13 protein-coding genes are annotated in these 18,013 nt (G+C 56.0%); 5 read left to right on the forward strand and 8 right to left on the reverse strand.

Annotated features, from left to right (window positions below; translation table 11 throughout):
* Nucleotides 1–105: 105 nt before the first annotated feature.
* From BLR08_RS22095 to BLR08_RS22110, 4 genes are all read right to left on the reverse strand, one after another.
* Nucleotides 106–3,150, reverse strand: coding sequence for a CBM96 family carbohydrate-binding protein (locus BLR08_RS22095; protein ID WP_072334926.1), 3,045 nt, complete (start codon nt 3,148–3,150; stop codon nt 106–108).
* A 271-nt stretch (nt 3,151–3,421) separates the two neighbouring features.
* Nucleotides 3,422–5,014, reverse strand: a complete 1,593-nt coding sequence (locus BLR08_RS22100) for an extracellular solute-binding protein (protein ID WP_083537408.1) — start codon at nt 5,012–5,014, stop codon at nt 3,422–3,424.
* 89 nt (nt 5,015–5,103) lie between these two features.
* Entirely contained in the window at nt 5,104–5,976 is an 873-nt protein-coding gene (locus BLR08_RS22105) for a carbohydrate ABC transporter permease (RefSeq protein ID WP_371117593.1), read from the reverse strand.
* Nucleotides 5,976–6,932 carry an ABC transporter permease gene (locus tag BLR08_RS22110; protein ID WP_083537409.1) on the reverse strand — a complete coding sequence of 319 codons (957 nt, stop codon included), beginning with the start codon at nt 6,930–6,932 and terminating at the stop codon, nt 5,976–5,978. The genes BLR08_RS22105 and BLR08_RS22110 overlap by 1 nt, the downstream gene beginning before the upstream one ends.
* 228 nt (nt 6,933–7,160) lie before the next feature.
* Between BLR08_RS22110 and BLR08_RS22115 the strand changes: the two genes are divergently transcribed.
* Both BLR08_RS22115 and BLR08_RS22120 read left to right on the forward strand, forming a co-directional pair.
* The gene (locus BLR08_RS22115; protein WP_072334932.1) at nt 7,161–8,933 is read left to right on the forward strand and encodes a cache domain-containing sensor histidine kinase; all 1,773 of its coding nucleotides are present in this window, start codon (nt 7,161–7,163) and stop codon (nt 8,931–8,933) included.
* Nucleotides 8,926–10,257 (forward strand): response regulator transcription factor, encoded by a 1,332-nt coding sequence (locus tag BLR08_RS22120; protein WP_072334935.1) that lies wholly within the window; start codon nt 8,926–8,928, stop codon nt 10,255–10,257. The genes BLR08_RS22115 and BLR08_RS22120 overlap by 8 nt, the downstream gene beginning before the upstream one ends.
* A 101-nt stretch (nt 10,258–10,358) precedes the next feature.
* On the opposite strand, the gene gerQ is transcribed toward BLR08_RS22120, so the two are convergent.
* Both gerQ and BLR08_RS22130 read right to left on the reverse strand, forming a co-directional pair.
* Entirely contained in the window at nt 10,359–10,817 is a 459-nt protein-coding gene (gene gerQ, locus BLR08_RS22125; protein ID WP_072334938.1) for a spore coat protein GerQ, read from the reverse strand.
* 894 nt (nt 10,818–11,711) lie between these two features.
* Nucleotides 11,712–12,545 carry an aldo/keto reductase gene (locus BLR08_RS22130; RefSeq protein ID WP_072334941.1) on the reverse strand — a complete coding sequence of 278 codons (834 nt, stop codon included), beginning with the start codon at nt 12,543–12,545 and terminating at the stop codon, nt 11,712–11,714.
* 298 nt (nt 12,546–12,843) lie between these two features.
* Here BLR08_RS22130 and cyoE point away from each other — a divergent pair, with 298 nt between their 5' ends.
* The 3 genes from cyoE to BLR08_RS22145 all read left to right on the forward strand — a co-directional run bounded on the left by cyoE (nt 12,844) and on the right by BLR08_RS22145 (nt 15,482).
* Entirely contained in the window at nt 12,844–13,782 is a 939-nt protein-coding gene (cyoE, locus tag BLR08_RS22135; RefSeq protein ID WP_072334944.1) for a heme o synthase, read from the forward strand.
* Between the two features lie 97 nt (nt 13,783–13,879).
* Nucleotides 13,880–14,494 carry an SCO family protein gene (locus BLR08_RS22140; protein ID WP_072334947.1) on the forward strand — a complete coding sequence of 205 codons (615 nt, stop codon included), beginning with the start codon at nt 13,880–13,882 and terminating at the stop codon, nt 14,492–14,494.
* Nucleotides 14,495–14,555: 61 nt separating this feature from the next.
* Nucleotides 14,556–15,482 carry an AEC family transporter gene (locus tag BLR08_RS22145; RefSeq protein WP_072334950.1) on the forward strand — a complete coding sequence of 309 codons (927 nt, stop codon included), beginning with the start codon at nt 14,556–14,558 and terminating at the stop codon, nt 15,480–15,482.
* 24 nt (nt 15,483–15,506) lie between these two features.
* On the opposite strand, the gene BLR08_RS22150 is transcribed toward BLR08_RS22145, so the two are convergent.
* Both BLR08_RS22150 and BLR08_RS22155 read right to left on the reverse strand, forming a co-directional pair.
* The gene (locus tag BLR08_RS22150; protein WP_072334953.1) at nt 15,507–15,857 is read right to left on the reverse strand and encodes a ribonuclease M5; all 351 of its coding nucleotides are present in this window, start codon (nt 15,855–15,857) and stop codon (nt 15,507–15,509) included.
* Between the two features lie 246 nt (nt 15,858–16,103).
* Nucleotides 16,104–17,687, reverse strand: coding sequence for an S-layer homology domain-containing protein (locus BLR08_RS22155; protein WP_072334955.1), 1,584 nt, complete (start codon nt 17,685–17,687; stop codon nt 16,104–16,106).
* Between the last annotated feature and the right edge of the window lie 326 nt (nt 17,688–18,013).

Consider the following 18,013-nt stretch of genomic DNA (forward strand, 5'->3'; position numbering starts at 1 on the left):
CGCTTATGCTATAAAGATAGCTTTTTTCCATTAAACCATAGGAGGGCAGCATTCGGATACCATCATATTTTTAACTTCATAACGTTTTGTTACGTTTGCCGCCGGCTACTCCAGCTCCAGGTACGGATACAAGACAGCGTGCTTGTTGGACGCGATGCTGATATATGGACTAACCGCATCTCCCGGGCCGGTCAGGACGAAGGAGGTAAGCTTGTCGGAGACGGAGAGCTGCTGGTTCAAGTAGGACGTCACATCCAGACTGTACCAGCCTGCGTCTGACAGGGTAACCGTGCCGACAAGGGACCATTGCGGGAGAGGGGGCTGATTATTCCAGGTGAGCCCGGTTTCCGTCCAATTGTCGTCGGCCACGCCATAGACGGACAGCGTCACGCTGTCTGTGGCCGAATTTTTGTAGAAACGAAGCAGAGCCGACTGCGCCTCCGTCTCGGCAAAATCGGTGACATCGATCTGCAGGTAGCCTCTTCGCTCATAGCTCTTGTTGCCGGGATCGGACTTGACTATGACGTTTGCCGCCGAGCCGAAGTTTTCGTTCGCCGAGCTGCCGCCGGTCACATACGTATTGCGCGTCACGATGAACCGGCCGTTGTCCTCGGAGGTCGACAGCGTGGCGACGAGAGCTCCCGAACGATTGCCTGCCGCGTCATAAGCCTTCACCGTGAACGCATAGGCCGTGGATGGCGCAAGTCCCGTAACGGGATAAGAGGATGCTCCGGCACCGGTCGTGCCGATCAGCACCTGATCCCGGTAAACCTCATATCCTGCGACGGCAATATCGTCCTTGGCCGCAGGCCAATTCAGCATGAGCTTGTTGTGCATCGCCTGCGAGCCTGTCAGCTGTGCTCGCGCCGGCCAGATCGGAGGCCCGGAATCATCGGGGATGAAGGCGACATAGGGCTGATTCGTCGCCTGCTCGCGGGAATGGATACGGATATAAGCGGCTGTTTTCACTGGAACGTCGAGCAGGAAGGTTGCCGTCTTGTCGCCGACCTCAGCGTTGATATAATCGGTGACATCGATGCTGTACCAGCCTGCGGCGGACACCGGCACCGTCCCGATCACTGCTTGTCCGGTTGCGGTCGGCTGATTGTTCCAGGTAATCCCGGTTTCGCTCCAGCTGTCGTCGGCCAAGCCTAATACGCGCACATACGTAGCGTCCACCACGGTGCTGCTGTAAAAATAAAGCCTCGCTTGATCGGCCGGCGCACCGTCCCAAGCTTGCATATCGACCTTCATGTAGGCTTTGCGGATGTAAGCGGCGCTCGTGTCGCCCTTCACGGCCAGATTCTCCGCCGTCGCGTAGTTGCTGGCAGGGGAACCGCCGTACACATAGGCATCCTCGGACACCGGGAAGCGGGTTGCCGGCTCTTCTGGCGGAGCGGGCGGCGTCATCGGAGCGAGCCCTGCGCGCTTGTAGAGCTGGTCGGCGTACAACGATTGAGGGGCCAGCGTCTGCCCCAGCCCGATGCCTTCCTTCCAATCCTCCGGAGCCGTTTCCACCTCGCGCATAATCGTCGGCGTTGTTCTCACCGAAGGCGACTTGCCCCACGTGCCGATGATGTAGCCGTAGCCGTACTGACGCGAGTCGATCGCTATATGCTGGTTGCTGCCGGGAAGACCTCCGTTGCCATGCGTGTTCCAGAACGTATTTTGCGTTCCCGTCTGCCCGTGAATAAGCTGACTGCCGTGATGGCGGAACACCGATTCGAGCGTGTCGTTGTTCAGCGTCATATTATCGTACAGATTGGACATGCTCAGGAAGTTATGAAAATCGCTGACCTTGGCCGGGTTGCTGGATGTATTGCGGTACAGCACGTTGCCGCTCGCCGCCATATGCTGGAACGAGAAGTTGTGCCTTCCGTAAGCAGCCCGGCTGAACTGAATCAAACCTTCGTTGCCGCCGACGGTATACATATAGCCGTTGCCGCCTCCCGTGATCGATTGCGGTGAGGACATGAAGCAGTCGCTGATCGTGACGTTGCGGGTACGCAGAAACTTGATGCCGTTCGACAGCAGATGGTGGTCGGCGATATTGCCGTCCGGACGGTAGGAATGGACGCGCTGCATCCAGCCGTCGACCACATGCGTCAATAAAATCGCGTTGCTGTTATGGGCATCATAAGCGCCTGTTCCGGGCACATTGTAGTCGGTTTCCGTCCATCCGCTTTTGGGATTTTCCTTATTGCCGATGGCCAGATCCTCTACGCCTACTTCGCTGATATGAGGCGCGACCTTGTACACTCTCGCCTGATCCCGTATTTTTAGTTCATACCGGGTTGGAATATCTATCGTTATCTTGCTGTTCAGGGCGTCTATGTCCGTGATCTGCCGGTAGAAGGCGGGGCCCCGGAGCGACGTATCCCAATAACCGGTCATGCCGTGATCTTCCATAAAGTCTTCCGTCACCGATCCGGTTATGACGATCCAGTCGCCTGTGGCCAATCCGGAGACGTTGTCAAGCGATAGCTCCGTCGATTGATTCGGAATATCGGCGGCGGCATACACGGCGCTGCTTACCGGCTCGTACCAGTCGCCGGCGGCCGGCCGGATGAGCACAATGTTTTTTTGCCGCATATTGATTTCATCGTTGAACAGAAACGTCTTGTCCGCACCGGCTCCGCGCAGCACGACGCCGCTGTGGGCGATCGTGAGCGAGTAGGCATTCCCTGCCTGCGGCTTGATGCGATAGACGCCCTCGGGCACGTACACCACGCCTCCTCCTTGCAGGCCGACATCGTCGATGGCTTGCTGGATGGCGGCGGTCGAGTCCTGCAAGCCTGTTGGATCGGCGTTGTAAGGCGCATCCGTCACCTGCACGGCAACGCCCGGAACGACAGTCGGCAGCGGCTGCTCGCCCTTGCGGTACCCGGCGTAGGAGAAGTCGTGCAGGAAGCGCCCTTCGCTGTCGGCGTAGCCGGGCGTCCAGGTGCTTGGATACAGGGCGCTGCGCCACGTCTCATCCTCCAAGGCGTCAGCCCGGGCGAGCGGCAGGCACATGCACAGCAGCGATATCAGCAGCAGGCCCAGCAGCGTTTTGTCGCGGCATGCGGCTGGAAGGGCGCTTGCGCTTATGCGGCGGCGGTGCTCCGTATTTTCTTTCCTTGCGCTAATTTCCTTATTCCTTGGGTTCATCAGTTTATCCCTCCATTATCCTAGCGGTTTTATAGTAAACGCTTACAAATTACCCTGTAAAAGAAACCCCGCTTTCTCCAGATCGCATCCTAATTATAGTAATCTGATTGTCACCATCTGATTGTCGTAATCGGCCATTGGAGTCCGGTCGTCGCACATTTTGCGCTCATCGGCCGGACAGACAAGGGCGGCGCTCTCCCTTGCCCCTGCCTGCCCCGCCGTTCCCGGATACTGCGGAAAGGCGGGGCAGGCGGGGAGGAGGAGCCGGTCTTTAGCGCTTCACGGTTTGATACCATGCGCGAGCCCGCTTGGTCACCTCGGCGCCGCCGCTTTTGTTCCACTTGTCGACGAACTCGTCGAATTTGCTGACCGGCCACTCGCCGATAATGATCTTGCTCATATACTCCTGATACATCGTATGATTTTTCAGATCGGAGAACCCGTCGTAGATGGCGGAAGGAATGCCGTCTCCGGCAATCGTCCGGCCGTAAGGCTGCATATCCTGCACAATCCGGTCTCTCATTTCGAAGATCCGCTTCTGATCGGGCGTAGAGGAGGCGATCTGAATTTCTGCCTGCTTGTTGATTTCCTCCATGCCGGTGATGAAGCTGGCGAGCATCTTCGACTCCTGCTTGGCCGGATCGCTAGGCAGCAGAATCCGCTTGCCGTCCTTCACCTCGTAGTGCATGCCCTCCACGCCCAGCTGCGTTTTATCCGCATTGGCCGGGTTGGCCGACCAGTCGAGCAGCTTCAGCGCGTTGATCGTCGTTTGCTCATTTTTGTTGGCGATGACCCACTGAGGACGGTTGATCTGCGTGTTGGTGATGAAGCCGTCGTACCCCTCGACCTTCGGCACTCCGAGCGCGACCAGGTTCACGTCCTTGTTCACCTTGGCGATATTTTCGATCCGCACGTTCATGCCCATATTGATATGGAACCAGCTGCCTGCCTTATCGTTGTAAATTTTGGCCGTCCACTCGTCTCCCTTGTTTAGGAACGTATTCGGATCGAGCAGCTTCTCCTTGTACAGCATCTGCACGAACTCCAGCGCCGCCTTCATGTTCGGGGTAACGGCCGAATATGTCAGCTCCCCGTTATGCAGATCCCACACCGGAAGACCCTCCCACATCGCCACGCCATACATGGCAAACAAATGGTCCATCCAGCGTCCCTGCTCGCGTCCCGTCACCGGAATCTCGTCATTCGGGTCGCCGTTGCCGTTGGCATCCTTATCGCGGAAAGCTTTGAGCACCTCGACATATTCATCCTTCGTCTTCGGCACCTGCATGCCGACGCGGTCCAGCCAATCCTTGCGGATGTATGAGCCGTAATGCGTGTAGGTTTGCACCAGCGGCACGTAATAGATGCGTCCATTGCCCGAAGGATCGGCCGATCGTACGACATCCCACACCTCCACAGGAATACGGTTCCATACATGCGGAGCATGCTTCGGGAGCAGATCGGTCAAATCGGCCAGCGCGCCTTGCTTGATCAAGGCCGCTTCGTTGCCCTGCCACGGCATAAACATGTCCGGCAGCTCGCCGCTGGCGATTCGCGTGTTCAGCTTCTGCACGTAAGCGCTGCCGCTGTTCCAGGCTACAAAGGGCATGTACAAGCCGATGCCCGTATCCTGCTGCACCATCTTCGAATACGGCCCGTCTTTCTCTATCGCGAACGTGCTGTCCAGATTCCGCCACACCTCAATGTAAGGGATCTCCTTAGATTGCTCCCCAGCCGTTTCCCCCGGTCCCGGGCTGCCGGTCGATCCGGCTCCGCTGCAGCCGGCCAGCAAGGCCGCTGCAAGCCCGGAGCTGACGAGCGGGTAGATCAACTTTCGCTTCGTCTTATCCTTAATCATAGCCATATGTCTAACATCCCCTTTGTTTTGTTCAATTATATTGAACGGGCCGGTTTGCTCAGGTCGCAGACAAACCGAAGCGTGTCAATACAGCGTTATTTGACCGAGCCAAGTGTAGCACCTTTAACGAAATGTTTCTGCAGGAACGGGTACACGGCCAGAATGGGAGCCGTAGCGAAAATGACGGTCGCCGCCTTCAGCGTGGCGCTGCTGTAAGGAATTTGCCCCTCGAAGCCGCTGGTGAGCGTAGACTCCGTGCTGACCATATATTCCCGCAGCCGCAGCTGGAGCGGGTACAGATTCTGATTATCGATGAACATCAGCGGGTGCATGAACTGGTTCCAGAGCATCACCGCGTAGAAAATGCCCAGCGTAGCCAGCACGGCCTTGGATATCGGCAGCACAAGCAGGAACAGCATCCGGAAATACCCGCATCCTTCCATTTGCGCCGCCTCCTCCAGCTCCTGGGGCAGTTCGCGGAAGAAGGTCCGCATAATAATCAGATTATAGGCCGTAATCAGATGCGGAATAATGAGCACCCAGAAGTTGTCGTAGAGCCCGAATTCCCGGACTGCCAGGAAATACGGAATGATCGGATAGCGGAACACCATCGTAATGACGACCATCACGGCCAGAAAGCGCGCCGGAGCGAATTCCCGCTTGGACATCGGATAGGCCATCAACGCCGTCATCAGCAGGCACATCGCCGTTCCCATGACGGTTACGAGCACATTTAGCCCGAAGGAGCGCCACAGCGCCTCGCGTTCGACAATTTTGACCCAGGAAGCCAAGGTGAAATCGACCGGCCAGAGGAACACTTGTCCCGAATCCACCGCAAACGGGGAGCTGAGCGAGGTGGAGACCACCTTCAGCAGCGGCACCAGCATCAGGAAGCCGAAGATGCCCAGAATCGCTATATTCGACAGCCGGAATATTTTCTCCCCTATCGTTTCCTTCATCGCTGCCATTAGAACAGCCCTCCGTCCTGCTGATATCGTTTCGCCAATTGATTGAAGGTCAGCACCATGACCAGACCGATGACCGATTGGAAAAGGCCGACCGCGGTAGTCGAGCTGTACTGCGCCTCCACGATCCCTACGCGGTACACATACGTATCGATGACGTCCCCGACGGCAAAGGTCATGGGCGTGAGCAGATTATAAATCTGGTCGAAGCTCAGATCGAGGAAGTTGCCGATCTGCAGCAGGAACAGCACGATGACCGTCGGCATAATGAGCGGAAGCGTAATGCTGAATATTTGCCGGATGCGGCCGGCCCCATCGACCAGCGCCGACTCGTACACCTCGGGGTTGATGCCGGCGATGGCTGCGAGCAGGACGATCGTTCCCCAGCCCGCATCCCGCCAGATGCTCGTAAGCACGACGATAAAGCGGAAATATTTCTCCTCCTGCATGAACAGGATCGGCTCCAGTCCGAACAAGGCCCGCAGCGAATTGACGATGCCGGTGTTCGACAGCACATCGAACGTAATGCCAGCGATAATGACCCAGGAGAAGAAATGGGGCACATAATAAATGGTCTGGAGCGAGCGCTTGTACACCACATTGCGCAATTCATTGAACAGCAGTCCGAGCGCAATAGGGAACGGGAAGACGAAAAACAGATTGTACGCGCCGATAAGGAGCGTGTTTTTGAATACCCGCCAGAAATCGGGGTACTCGAAGAAGGCTTGAAAATGCTTGAGGCCGACCCAAGGGCTGTCGAGGAATCCCTTGAAAATCATATAATCCTTGAAGGCGATCACGGAGCCGGCGAGGGGAACGTATTTGAACATCATGAAAAAGACGAACCCCGGCAGCGCCATGACATACAGCGCCCAATACCTCCTTACATTGCGGAGGACTCCGCTTCTCGCCCGTAGCCTGACATGCGCCTGCTGCTCCAACGAAGCGGCCTTTGACATAGGAATCCCTGCTTTCTGCCATCGATTTATGTTTGCGCTTTCAGTATACTAGTCGAGGGTATAGGATTCGATAAGACATCTGTAACATTATAGGTAGACATCTTTAAGATGATCGCCTCTGGAGGGCGATGCGCCTTGCGGGTACACAACCGCTCCCTTATAATAAGGGAAACTTTTGAATGTAAGCGTTCTCGCAATGTTTGCGAAATACGGAGGGGAGGGGGGCGAATGCCGATGCGCTCGCAGAAACGGACCGGACCGAGGCGCTACCGGTTTTTTACCATGCTGTTTATCAGCTACCTGCTTATGTGTATGGTTCCTGTGTTTCTCCTTACTCATGTGTTTTATGCAAAAGCGAGAGAGCAGGTGATCGGCACCTCAACCCAGCTTATTGAGCTGCTTGCCGTTCAGCTTGCCACATCCCTGGAAACGTATATTGCGCAAGTGAGCAATTCGTCGCTTACGATATACAGCGACTATGCGCTGATCGATTATTTGGGCAGGGAGACCTCGTATTCGTCTTATGAACGAATCCGTCTTAATCTGCTGCTCCATCGCCAGCTCTCCACCTTCATGACCCAGCTGCCCAATCTGCAGGGGGTGGCGATTCTCTCCGAATCGGGCCTTGTGTACAATAACGGTTTTATGCCGGATATGGCGCATGATGCGGCCTTCTGGGACAAGTGGAAACGGCAAATCCGCGCGGCCAACGGCCAGCTGGTGATCGTGCCGACGCATTCCCAGATCTACCTCCCTTCGGGAACGGTTGTCGGCGTGTTTTCGGCGGGGCGCCTGATTCAGGATATTGAAGGCCGTCATGCCGGGATTCTGCTGTTTGAACTATCTCCGGACAAGCTTGTCGCGCACAGCGGACAGGGGGGCGGCGCCTCGATTCCATACCGCAAGCGGATGATGATCGAGACGCCGGAGCGGGCCCTTATCTACGATTCTTCCCTGGAGGCGGCGGCCTTCGTTCCCGAGATCCCGGCGCCCGAACTGCCCGGCGGGGAATGGATGCTCGGAACCGACCGTTCCGGCAAGCTGGGCGTTACAGTCGCCGTGCCGATGGAAGACCTGGAGAAGCAAATCGTCTCTTACCGGAATCTGGCGCTCATTATTGCCGCCAGTATGGCGTGCGCGATAGCCGGCATCTCCATGCTGCTGAGCTATCAGATCAGCAGGCCGATCAACCGGCTCATTCGCCATATGCGGAGGGTCGAGGACGGCCGCTATACCCCTATCCCCGAAGAGGGGCTGAACGTGGAGCTCGGCGCACTGACCCGCACCTATAATCTGATGGTGCTGAAAATCAAAAATTTGATCGAGGATGTGTACTTGGCCCAAATCAAGCAAAACCAGGCCAAATTTATGGCGCTGCAAAATCAGATCAATCCGCACTGGTTGTACAATACGCTGGAGTCGATCCGTATGCAGGCTTATCTCTCCCAAGCGCCGGATGTCGCCGCCATGATCAAAACGCTCGGCCGCATGTTCCAATTGACGCTTTCGCAGCGGGACCGGACAAACCTGGTCGCCGATGAGCTGGAGTATATTCAGGTCTATGTGCATTTGCAAAATATCCGCTTCGAGAACCGGTTCCATCTCTCCGTTCAGCTTCCGGAGGCGCTTAAGCAAACACCGATCATGAAGCTGACCTTTCAGCCTATAGTAGAAAATTGCATCACGCACGGCTTCATCGACCCGGACCGCGAATACATTATCCGTATTGAAGGAGAGCTGCTGCAGGAGGCGGGGATCATCCGGATCGCGGATAATGGGGGAGGGATGGACGGCGAGCAGCTGGAGCGCGTGCGCAGACAGCTTGGTTATGCGGATAGAATGAGCGCGGGCGAGGAAGACTCTCTCGGACTGCGCAATATTCAGGAGCGGCTGCAGCTGCACTACGGATACGAATACGGCTTGAGCGTGGCGTCAGTCCTTTATGAGGGGACCGAGGTAACGATCCGGTTCCCGATTCCGAAAGGAGACAACGATGTATAAAGTGATGCTGGTCGACGACGAGAAATGGATTCTCGACGGCTTGTCCGTCATGATCGACTGGGCGCGATTCGGCTTCGACGTCTGCGCCCGCGCCCGCAACGGCCGCGAAGCGCTGGAGGCTGCAGCCCGGTGGCAGCCGGAATTGATCGTCACCGATATCCGTATGCCCAACATGGACGGGCTGGAGATGATCCGCCAGTGGAGCGCCCTTCAACCGTCCACCCGCTTCATTATATTAAGCGGCTATTCGGAGTTCAGCTATGCGAGACAGGCGATGCAGCTGGGGGTTCGTCACTATGTGCTGAAGCCGATCGAGGAAACGAGCCTGGAGGCAAGTCTTGCCGAGGTCGCTCAGGAGATCGGCGCCTTGCGCGAGGAGGCGTCGGAGCTCAGCCTGCTTCGCAGGCAGGCGCAGATTTACTTGCGTCTGCAGCGGGAGAACATGCTGCGCGACTGGGCTCATGCCGGCGCATCGGATGAGGAGCTGATGGCAAGTCTTGCCGAACTGGAGATCATTTTTCCCTATGACAGCTGCTGCGCGCTGGCGCTGGAGAAGGAGGACCGCAGCTCCTGGAGCGATGCGGAGGTGGAAGCGGTATGCGCTTTATGGGGTGAAATTGTTGCGCCGCCTTCCGCTGCGTACGCGTTCCGGTTCATGGAGGCCGAGCTTGGAGTCATGTCCAGCTTTGCCCGGCAAGCGCTCGAGAGCGGGGAGAGCCTTGAGGGAACGGGGAAGCCGGATCGCCCAGGGGCGACGGCCGCGGCGTCCAGGCGGGAGAAGGCCAAGAGCGGCGCGGAACGCGCGGCCGAGCTGCAAGAATGGACCTCCATGCTGCGGGTACAGCTTCTTTCCCGGCATGGCGTGGCTTGCCGCATCGGCACAGGTAGGGCGGTTGCCCGGATGCAGGAGATGCCCGACTCCTTCGCCGCCGCCCGGACGGCTCTCGGCCGTCCGGCGTTGAACGAAGGCCCGGCCTCGGGGCAGCAGGACGTCCACCGGCGCACCCTTGTGGACGAAATTACCGCTTATATCGATCAGCATTACGAGCAGGAGCTGACGCTGGCGAACATCGCCGAGCGCTTCTTCATACACGCCCATTATTTAAGCCCGTTGTTCCGCAAGAAGACGGGCGTGACGTTCCTTCATTATTTGACCGCCGTACGGATGGAGCATGCCAAGCGCCATCTGCTGGCCACCGACTTGAAAGTGTACGAGATCAGCCGTCTGGTCGGATATGAGGATTCCAAATATTTCAGTAAAATCTTCGAACGAACCGTCGGCCTGAAGCCCAGCGAATACAAGCAGCGGTACGGCAAGCCGTGAAGCCCTGTGACGCAAGCAGCTTGTAAAGCCGCCGCTCACTCCCTAATACGAATAAGCCTTGACATCTCCGAGGGGAGTCGTCAAGGCTGCGTGCGCCGTCTTTACCGGCCGGTCGGACCCGGAGAGGCGTACGGATAAGTATATTGAAGCTCCTCGTCGAATGTAGCATAGTCGAGGTTGACCATAAGCAGCAGGTAGCGCATGCCGGTAGCCGGGTCGCTGATGATGATATGGTCGCGGCCCGCGGCTTCCAGGCGGCCTTTGAAGATTTTCGCATTCCACTCCGAGTTGTTTTCGTAGGTCATGTAGAGTGTCGCGATTTTGCCCAGGTTCAGGCGCAGGATATTCTCGATAAAGGATTGCTCAATCGGCAGCTGTCCTGGCATCGTCGGCGCGGCCGGGGAGGGTGAGGGGGGCGCGGCCATTCCGTATGGCGTGATGGTCGATCCGCTGGGCACCATCGGGGGGAACTGGCCGCCCGCCTGCATACCCGCTGTACCTTGCGGATAGCCCGGATACCCGTAGGGCGCGGCGTTTGGCTTGTAAGGCTGGTTGTACATTCGGAAAACCTCCTTGTTAATGGTCGGAGCCTGCTTGAAGGATAGAAGACAGCTCATGATCGTCAGGCGTTTGCACACACTCTTCATTGTATGAGGAGGATTCGGGATTATGGCTGCAAGCGCCCATTTTTTTTGAAAGTTGAGCCCGGGAGCCTTCTATAGCCATGGTAGAAGGCGGAGCTAGCATGTAGGGCTGCTTGGAGTGATATTTTCCCGCTCGATCGACCATCCGCCCATGATCTAAGCCCGCCGGCGGTCTTAGAAAGCCGAAACGGAGCCGGAAAACCTGCTTCAAGCCCGCGGGAGGTCTTGGAGTTAACGTACCGTTTAACGGGATGAACAATCAACGTTTAAAACCATCGTCAAACCGCATGGAGTGGTACATGATGTTGATTGGAAGGGCCGATGAAGCTCCGGAGCTGCCGCCGCAGTTTTCGTGTGAAGCATAGGGAGAGACAGGCATCCAAAAGGGTGAGCAGATGGTTCATGGATAACAACCATCGGCTGGTAGACCGGATGGGTCCTAGAAGTCTGGTGAAAAAGAGGCAGCTGGCCGCGCGTTATTCACCGGACTTCTAGAAAAGTTGAAGGAAGCACGAAGTAAACGAAAGAGAATGGATGTGGGGTGGAAAAGCGGTAGCGGCCGCCTTTGAAATCGAGTCCTTACCGCTAAATCCATTCCAATTGGACACGATTTCAAGAGCGTTTGGAACCCCACATCCATTCCTCCCAACGCACCAAAAGCATGGAAACGTACGCAAAGATTTTCAGGTGGCCAGGTTTCTTCTCCGGAGCGTCTCATAAGAAAAACCGCAGAGCCGTCGGGCCTGCGGTTTGGAAATGACCTTCGTTTTGGAGGGAAAGTTTGGAAATGGGCATCAATACAATTAAAAGCTAAAAATTAAAGTTGTCCGGATCGGCGCCGAAGCGCTTGTTCTCGTTCAGCTGATCCAGGCGCGCCAAATCGTCATCCGACAGTTGGAAGTCGAAGATATCGGCGTTCTCCCGGATGCGGGAGGTCGTGACGGATTTCGGTATGACAACGACGCCTTGCTGCAGGTCCCAGCGGAGGATGATCTGGGCCGGAGACTTGCCGTACTTCGCAGCAAGCTCCTGCAGCAGCGGCAGATCGAGATTGCCCTGCATAAGCGGGCTCCACGCTTCCAGCCGGATCTGATGCTCCGCGCAATATTGGCGCAGCTCGCGCTGCTGCAGCAGCGGGTGAAGCTCGACCTGATCGACGGTCGGTACGACGCCGCTGTCCTCGATGATGTCGCGCAGGTGATGAGGGTGGAAGTTGCTTACGCCGATAGCGCGCACATAACCTTCCTGATGCAGCTTGATCAAAGCCTTCCACGTGTCCTTGTATTTCTCCTTGACCGGCCAGTGAATCAGATACAGATCGACAGTGTCGACCAGCAGTTTCTTGCGGCTTTCCTCGAACGCGCGGAGCGTCTGCTCGAAGCCTTGATCGGCGTTCCACACCTTGGTTGTAATAAATATGTCATCGCGGGGGATGCCGCTCTGCCGGATAGCTTGTCCGACCCCGGCTTCGTTGCCGTAAACGGCGGCCGTGTCGACGGAGCGGTAGCCGGCCTCGAGGGCGTCAGTTACGGCCCGGATGACTTCATCCCCGTCCTTTGTTTTCCATACGCCGAGCCCGAGCCATGGCATATCGACGCCATTGTGAAGCTTTACCGTATCCTGGATTTTTGCTGCGGATGTCATGGGTAGATTGCTCCCTTCTCAATATCGGTTTGGTTATGAACTTCCTTATTCATGATAGCACAACGGAGATGCGCCTACAAAAGCAGCGACGGAAGTACGGGAATGGCCGCGGCGTATGAGTTTGGTCATGAGGAGGAGGGATACGGGCAGCTCCAGAGGGTTTCGACAATATTTTGAACAGTCCCCCCCGTTTATTGTCAAACGTCCTGAGGGTTGTTATGATAAAGGGGCACAGCATGCAAGTGAAGAACATCACAAGCGTTTCGCCGGATGATGTTCACACAAGGAGGTTCATAAGTTGAAGGAACAAGCTAGCCTGGAACTGCGTGCGGAAGCGGCCGCGACAGCGGAGTCGGAAGAGACCGCGGTAAGCTCGACGGCGACTTTTAAAGATTTCGTTCAATTGACCAAGCCCGGTATTATATTTTCCAATTCCTTGACCGCTCTGGGCGGGTTCTGGGTGGCGTCCGGCTGGGATATCAGCTGGCTGAAGCTGATCTGGACATTGCTCGGTACCGCGCTCGTGATGGCTTCGGGCACGGTGTTAAATAATTATTTGGACCGCGATATGGACGCGAAGATGGAGCGCACGCAGAAGCGCGCGCTTGTCAGCGGCATCATCTCGCCTGCGACGGTGCTTTGGTACGGGATCGCGCTTGGCATAGCCGGACTTGCGGTGCTTTGGTTCTTGGTCCAGAGTCCTCTGGCTACTTTGCTTGGACTGATCGGATTGTTTGCTTATGTCTGGATTTATACGGCCTGGTTTAAGCGCACCTCCGTCTGGAGCACGTTTGTCGGCAGCTTCTCGGGAGCGACTCCTCCCGTGATCGGCTATTGTGCGGTAACCCAAACTTTCGACATGGGCGCGGTCATTCTATTTCTGATTCTGTTCTTGTGGCAGCCGCCTCATTTCTGGGCGCTTGGCATCCGCCGCATGGAGGAATACCGGGCCGCCGGTTTCCCTTTATTGCCCGTCGTACGGGGCACTTATGTCACGAAGATGGCGATGATCCGCTATATCGTGCTGCTCGTGCCGGTTTCTTTGCTGCTTTACGTCTATGATTATGTAGGCGAGCTTTACTTCTTCGCTGCGGTCGTGATGGGCTTGTACTGGGCATTTGTCAGCCTCAAGGGCTTCAAGGCGGAGGATGAGATAAAATGGGCGAAGCGGATGTTTATTATATCCGTGAATTATTTGACGCTGCTATTCATTATAATGATGATCAGCACGAACTGATCGCCAGCTTATAAGCCGTCACCTTCAATCCCGCGGTGCGCCCTGAGCGCCCCGGGATTTATTTGCGGGGGAAAGAATAAACTCAAGGGGGATCGTTATGCCTAACAAAACGTTCAAGCTCATCATTACCATTTTGCTCGTCGGCCTGATCGGCACATTCGGCTATATGCTGTGGCAGGGGCAAAATCAGGGAGAGAAGATGGGAGTGCTGCAGAAGGCGCCTGACTTCAAGCTGCAAAATCTGGACGGCCGGGAAGTTACGCTGGCGGATACCGCAGGCAAGGCCAAACTGATCTACTTCTATTTCTCGACATGTCCGGATGTATGTCCGCCATCGACCTTCACCTTGTCGAAAATTCAGAATGAGCTGATCAAGCAAGGGGCGTTCGGCACGAAAACGGCGCTGCTGTCGATCACCTTCGATCCGACCAAGGATACGCCGGAGAGGCTGAAGGAGTTCTCAGGCCGTTATAACCCGGATTATAAAGGCTGGTATTTCCTGCGCGGCGACGAAAAGGAAACGGTCGAGCTGGCGCGCAAGTTCGGCGTGCTTGTCGAGAAGGATACGAAAAACGATTCATGGACTCATACGAATCTGTTCCTGCTGGTGGACGGCAAGGGAGATTTGCGCACCTATTACAGCGCCCACGACGAGAATCTGGACGTGCAGAAGGTAGCCGCCGATTTGATCAAGATCAGCAAGGAAAAATAATAGGCGCGGCGGGTCTCCTCAGGATGACCGCCGCGCTCCGGAGACGGAGGCTTAACCCGTCATGGGCGTGTTTACGCATATTTTGCTCAACAATGTCATTCCGCTGACGGTCATGATCGCCCTCGGCGTCGTGCTTTATCGTGCCTTTCAACTGGACATCCGCACGCTGTCGAAGCTGAATTTTTATTTGTTTTCCCCGGCGGTTGTGTTCAAGATGCTGTATGAATCCACGCTTTCGCTCGCGATCCTGGGACAGACGCTGTTGTTTTTCTTCGTCTACTTCGCGGCGATGTTCATCCTGATGGAGATTGTCATCCGGGTGCGCGGGTATAAGGGCGGCATGATTCCGGCTGTGCGCAACAGCGTTATTTTCTACAACAGCGCCAACTATGCGATTCCGCTCAATCAGCTTGTATTTGTCGGGGACGCCTTCACGCTGTCGATTCAGATCATCATCATGATGATGCAGAGCCTGATTCCCAACACATACGGCATCTACTCCGTCAATGCAACGAAAAAAAACGAGTTCAAGAAAACGATGCGCACCATCCTGTCGATGCCTGTCATCTATGTCATCCCAACGGCTTTCCTGATGCGCTGGCTGGCTGTGCCGATTCCGGACCCGATCTATACGCCGATCAATTATATATCGAATGCGTTTATCGCAACGGCGCTGCTCACCTTGGGCGTCCAGCTCGGAAGCATGAAGTGGAGACTGATGTTCTCCGATGTGATGCTGTCGAATGTGCTGCGGTTATGCGTCGGTCCGGCCGTAGGTTTTGCGGTCGTCCTGCTGCTCGGCATTGAAGGAGTGATGGCTCAGGCGCTCGTTCTCTCCTGCGCAGTGCCTACTTCGCTTAGCAGCGTGCTGCTTGCCGTCGAGTATGACAATGAGCCGGAGTTTTCGTCGCAAGTTGTGTTCTCATCCACCATCTTCAGTATATTTACGGTGACGTTCGTTATTTATTTGATGCAATTTATCGGGTAAGAGCCGGGAAATGGCGCTCAAGGCTCAAAGGGTCGGGATGATAGGGGGATAAATGATATATTCCTCCAGCCCGGCCTTTTCCAGCTGTTGAATCAAATATTCGTCCGGCGTTCCCTCCACGCCGGCATAACCGCGGCGCGTATAAATTTGCTCGGCATCGGGGAAGGTATCGCGTAGAATGGCGCGGATTTTCTTGCCTGATGAGTCATTATCGGTGAACAAATAAATCTCGCGGTCGTCTACCGCTTTCTTAAGGGCTTCCAATCTGGCCGTATTCAAGGAGCCGTACGTACATGCCAGCAGCACATCATCCGTCAGCAGCCGCTTCAGCCGGCTTTTGTCGTTTTTTCCTTCGACAATGATGGCGATTCCCATACCTGATCCCTCGCATTTCCCGTCCGATTTTGGCTTCACAACCAGCTGTATAGCTTGTAGTATATCCCCTTTTGCTGTCTAAACCAATCCGGAAGTGCTTGTATTTCCCAGGAAATTGTCGAAGCTGCCTCATCCGGGCATGAACCGGGCTTGTCGAACGCTAACACCCCCTACATCCTGAGGATGTGGGGGTGTCAGCCAATCTTTCCTTGCTTGTCCTATCGCTGTGGCAGCTTGTCCGGCCGCTTAGTTGATGAAGTTGGCCCGCTGCAGCAGCCGCTTCAGCATCGTGGCGGATTGGGCGCGGGTCGCGTCATTGCGCGCGCCCAGCGTGTCATCTGTCATGCCGTCGATGATACCCGCTTCAATCGCTACCGCCAATTCGTTTTGCGCCCAGACGATCGTACCGGCATCCTTGAATGGAGCAAGCAATTCCTGCTCGCGGCCGGGATTCACGCTTGGCTTTGCCTTGGCGTAATCGAGCGCGCGTACGACCATGGCGGCGAGCTCTTCCCGGTTGATCGTGGCATTCGGACGGAAGGTGCCGTCCTCGTAGCCGTCAACCAGATTGGCTCTTGCCGCGGCGCCGACAACGCCTGTGTACCATTGTCCGGCCGCTACGTCCGTAAAGGATGCGCTGCCTGTCGTATCCAGACCGAGAGCACGCACGACTAGGGCGGCGAATTCCGCGCGGGTAATGCTGCGTTCCGGCTGGAACGAGGTGTCGGTTACCCCGTCGACAACAAGCTTATTGGCCAGCAATTCAATATTTGTTTGAGCCCAGTGGCCGGTGATGTCGGAGAAGCTCTTCTTCATCTTCACCACAGCGTACCAGCTGTTGCCGTTGCGCTTCAAAACCGCTTCTTTGCCGGAGAATACAGTCGGTACAAAGCTAAGCTTCTTCGTGGACGGATCATACATCACGCCTGTCGTCTCGAAGGCTTGTACCTCCTCCGTCAGGGGGAGCATCCGGCTCACATAAGTGCTGCCGAAATCATGGGCTGCCGTCGCATTGTCCTTGCCGACGCCAACCAGGCTGAAATCGACAGGCTGCGCCACGATGGAACCGCCGAGCGCGCCGGCTGCCTGGCTGACGGCGTCAGCCGTAGCTGTATCGGCCGGAGCTATCGTCACCTTCAGGTTCAGGTCGGTGACAGTTGTCGACAGCTTGGAGGCCAGATCGCTCAGGCGCAGAGCGGTGAGCGGCAGCACATAGGTTCCGCTGCTGTTCGTGATCCGCAGCACCTTCTTGTCGTTAGTCAGGAACGACTCCAAGCCTTTGGCGGGAATTGTCGCTGTCGTACCGCTCAGGTTCAGCACGACGGTATCGTATTGATCAAATGAGTTGTCGAGCTGCTCGGCGTTAACTACGCCATCGGTGCCGACACTGATCGTCTCCGAGCCAGTTGTGGACGAGCCTCCGCCGCCTCCCCAGCCTCCGCCTCCGCCGTTGTTGTTGCCGGGGCTATAGGTTTGGTAGACAGTTTGATACACAGCATCGTTGACATTAAATTCGCCGCCGACCGGCCCCTTTAACCGGATCTGATCATACACGCCGAGGCCTGTCACCGTGAAGTTGTACCTATAAACGCCGTCATACACGCTGTATGTGGCGGTGGTTACGCCAATCTGATTCCCGGCTTTGTCATACATATACACAGAGGGAGCCACGCTGCTGTACGTACTGGCATATACGCTCCCCGACACCGTTCCGTTTTGAAAGGTCACACTGAAACCGTTCGCGGCAAAGGCGATAACCGGCAGCAAAACGGACAGCATCATCATCAGAACGGTGGTTTGAGCCGTCTTCTGCAGAACAGAAAACTTCATCTGCGGTTCACTCCTATCTACAAGTGCGGTTAATGAAGCATGGCTTGCTTCCAGCAAATCCGGCGATCTGACAACGTCACCTCCCGCTGCGCCAATATAGGGCCACCGGACTACGGCAGTCTGTTGAACAATTACCCAAGCTTACCCGGAACGAAACACAATCAAAACACAATTGAAACCCGATCCAGATACAATCTGAAACACGGCGGCCGTCCTCCTAAACGAACGGGGCAGGCGCAGGGTTGCCGTTTTTTGCCTAAAAACGACTATAGTCCTGCTAATTTGGGGCGGTTGCCTTAGCAAAAGCTAGCTCTCCAGGCAAGAGC

Source organism: Paenibacillus sp. cl123 (assembly GCF_900101595.1).
Classification (GTDB): domain Bacteria; phylum Bacillota; class Bacilli; order Paenibacillales; family NBRC-103111; genus Paenibacillus_G.

Bases quoted from the DNA above. Each gene is read 5' to 3' on its own strand.
- BLR08_RS22150 (WP_072334953.1), bottom strand. From the start codon at position 15,857: ATGGGAATCGCCATCATTGTCGAAGGAAAAAACGACAAAAGCCGGCTG.
- BLR08_RS22115 (WP_072334932.1), top strand. From the start codon at position 7,161: ATGCCGATGCGCTCGCAGAAACGGACCGGACCGAGGCGCTACCGGTTT.
- BLR08_RS22105 (WP_371117593.1), bottom strand. From the start codon at position 5,976: ATGGCAGCGATGAAGGAAACGATAGGGGAGAAAATATTCCGGCTGTCG.
- BLR08_RS22145 (WP_072334950.1), top strand. From the start codon at position 14,556: ATGGGCGTGTTTACGCATATTTTGCTCAACAATGTCATTCCGCTGACG.
- BLR08_RS22155 (WP_072334955.1), bottom strand. From the start codon at position 17,687: ATGAAGTTTTCTGTTCTGCAGAAGACGGCTCAAACCACCGTTCTGATG.
- BLR08_RS22100 (WP_083537408.1), bottom strand. From the start codon at position 5,014: ATGGCTATGATTAAGGATAAGACGAAGCGAAAGTTGATCTACCCGCTC.
- BLR08_RS22140 (WP_072334947.1), top strand. From the start codon at position 13,880: ATGCCTAACAAAACGTTCAAGCTCATCATTACCATTTTGCTCGTCGGC.
- BLR08_RS22095 (WP_072334926.1), bottom strand. From the start codon at position 3,150: ATGAACCCAAGGAATAAGGAAATTAGCGCAAGGAAAGAAAATACGGAG.
- BLR08_RS22130 (WP_072334941.1), bottom strand. From the start codon at position 12,545: ATGACATCCGCAGCAAAAATCCAGGATACGGTAAAGCTTCACAATGGC.
- gerQ (WP_072334938.1), bottom strand. From the start codon at position 10,817: ATGTACAACCAGCCTTACAAGCCAAACGCCGCGCCCTACGGGTATCCG.
- BLR08_RS22110 (WP_083537409.1), bottom strand. From the start codon at position 6,932: ATGTCAAAGGCCGCTTCGTTGGAGCAGCAGGCGCATGTCAGGCTACGG.
- BLR08_RS22120 (WP_072334935.1), top strand. From the start codon at position 8,926: ATGTATAAAGTGATGCTGGTCGACGACGAGAAATGGATTCTCGACGGC.